This is a genomic window from Micromonospora sp. D75 (assembly GCF_018070405.1).
Classification (GTDB): Bacteria; Actinomycetota; Actinomycetes; order Mycobacteriales; family Micromonosporaceae; genus Micromonospora; species Micromonospora chalcea.
In genome coordinates this window covers 1-2444 of sequence record NZ_JAGPXV010000778.1, presented here as the reverse complement: position 1 = coordinate 2444, position 2444 = coordinate 1, and the positions used below count along the sequence as shown (strand labels likewise).

Genomic DNA, 2444 nt, shown 5'->3' with positions numbered 1-2444 from the left:
GCCCCGGGTGATCCGGGCCCGCTCCCGGGTCACCGCGTTCGCGTTCTGGGACCTCTCCACCTTCATGATCAACGGCGGCCTGTTCGTGCTGCTCGGCACGCAGGTGCCGCGTTCACTGCGCAGCATCACCAGCCACTCGCCGGCCGCGTCGCTCGGCATCGCGGTGCTCGTCGCCCTGGTCGTGGTGATGATCCGGCTGCTCTGGGTGCACCTGTCGGTGTCGGCGCTGCAACGGGCGGACCGGCGGGAGTCGAGCCGGGCGCGGCACTTCGACTTCCGCATGCGTACCGCGGTGGGCTGGGCCGGGTTCCGCGGCGCCGTCTCGCTCGCCGCCGCGCTGGCCGTGCCGGTCACCATGCACGACGGCAGCAACGTGCGCGAACGCGACCTGATCATCTTCGTGACCGTGGTGGTGATCGTGCTGATCATGCTGGTGCAGGGCACCACGCTGCCCGCGGTCGTGAGCTGGGCCGGCCTGACCGGCGACCGGGAACGCGACGACGAGGTGCGCTGGGCCCGGATCCGGGCCACCGAGGCAGCCCTGGAGGCGCTGCCCCGGGCCGCCAGCGACGTAGGTGCCACCCAGGACACGGTGGACCGGCTGCGCGCCGACTACGAGGACCACCTGGCCGCCGCGCGCGACCCCGGCGGCGAGGAGGCGGAGGGGGAGCGGGAGATGGCCCGCCGGCTGCGGTTGCGGGTGCTCGACCACAAGCGGCAGGAGATCACCCGGCTGCGCAACACCAGGCAGATCGACGACGTGGTGCTGCGGCAGCTCCAGGCGGCCATCGACATCGAGGAGATCCGCCTGCTCGGGCCGGAGATGGAGGAGTAAACCGGCCGCCACCCGGAGAGGGTGGCGGCCGGCGTGGCTCAGCGCGCGTCGACAGCGACGACCGTGTACGGGGTGGTCGGAGTCGGCGGGGTGGTGAACCGGCCGTTCGGCAGGTAGAGCCGGCCGAGCGCGGCGGCCACCGTGGTCGGCACGTCGAAGCCCGGGTCGGTGATGACGCCCCGGGCGACGCCGGCCGTGCCGGCGCGGTTCAGGTCGACCACGGCGACCTGGTTGAGGAAATTCTGCACCACGTACAGCCTGCGGCAGAGCAGCAGCAGGCCGTCACCGTTGAGGAACGTGGCGCCCGGCACGTCGACGGCGGTGGTGACGCCGGTGGCCGGGTCCACCCGGAACAGCGTGCCGGTGTTCGACTGCACGACGATCAGCGCGCGCCCGTCGGGCGTGGGCGCGATGCCGTTGAGGTTGACGCCGGTGCCGATCTGCTGGAAGTCACCGGTGAGCGGCAGTGTGGTGAAACCGCCGGCGGGCGGCAGCGTGCCGCCGTGTCCGAGCGGCAGGCGGTAGAGCACCGGCCGGTTCGAGTCGGTGAACCAGGCGGCGTCGCGGGTGAGCGTCACGTCGTTGACGAACGTCGGCGCCTCGGCGAACCGGTAGCTCGCGAGCACGGCGCCGGTGCGGGTGTCGACGACCCGGGCGTCCCCGGCGGTGCCGCCGGCGACGAAGAGCCGGCCCCGCGCGTCGACCTTCAGGCCGAGCGACGGGGTGCCGGTGGCGGGGCTGACCTGCTTGCCCGCCCCGGTGATCAGGTCGGCGCGGTAGATCTCACCGGTGGCCCGCGACCCGAACCAGGCGTAGCGGCCGGCGGCGGCGACGCCCTCCGGCTGGAAGCCGTCCGGCAGCGCGATCACGCTCGGGCGGCGGTCGTGGGCGGCGGCGGGGGCCGGGGCGGCGGTGGTGACGAGGGTGGCGGCCAGGGCGACGCCGAGGACGGTCCTGATGCGTCGGTTCACTGTGGTCCTTCCGGACGAAACGGTGGAACAGGACCTGCCCCACTGTACGGTCGCCGGCCGGCGACCGCCGGGGACGCGACCCGGCACGGTGCTCCCGTGCCGGGTCACGCCGACTGTCAGCCGGCCGCGCAGGCCGGCGTGCCGGAGGGCGCCGTGCCGGTGCCCTGGAATCCGAACTCGGTGGTGCCACCGGCACCGACCTGACGGTTGTAGTCCACGTTGCGGAACGTCACCGCGCCGGTGGTGCCGCTGGCCTGCGCGCTCCAGGTGTTCGTGACCGCCGAGCCCGACGGCACGGTGAGCGACACGGTCCACCCGTTGAGCCCGCTGGAACCCGCGGTGATCCGTACGTTGGTGACGAAGCCGCCCGGCCACTGGTTGGTGGTGATCGTGGCGGTGCAGGCGCCGGTCGGCGGCGGAGTCGTCGTCGGCGGCTCACTGGTCGGCGGCGTGCTGGTCGGCGGCGTCGAGGTGGGCGGGGTGCTGGTCGGCGGCGCGGTGGTGGGCGGCGGGGTGCCGCCCTCGTTGAGCGCGTTCAGCACGGCGGTGTACGCCTGCTTCTTGTTGCCGCTGCCGTCGAACAGCAGCGGGGTGCCGCTGGCCCGCCACGAGTCGGTGTCGCGGATGCCCCACACGGT

The 2444-nt window shown here is 73.7% G+C and carries 3 protein-coding genes; 1 reads left to right on the top strand and 2 read right to left on the bottom strand.

Going from position 1 to position 2444, the window contains the following annotated elements:
* On the top strand, positions 1 to 835 hold an 835-nt coding region (locus KBX39_RS28915; RefSeq protein WP_210873575.1), incomplete at its 5' end, for a cation:proton antiporter.
* 38 nt (positions 836 to 873) lie between these two features.
* Here KBX39_RS28915 and KBX39_RS28910 read toward each other — a convergent pair.
* The gene (locus tag KBX39_RS28910) at positions 874 to 1806 is read right to left on the bottom strand and encodes a superoxide dismutase (protein WP_210873572.1); all 933 of its coding nucleotides are present in this window, start codon (positions 1804 to 1806) and stop codon (positions 874 to 876) included.
* A 116-nt stretch (positions 1807 to 1922) separates the two neighbouring features.
* The coding region (locus tag KBX39_RS28905; RefSeq protein WP_210873570.1) for a cellulose binding domain-containing protein at positions 1923 to 2444 on the bottom strand (522 nt) is incomplete at its 5' end.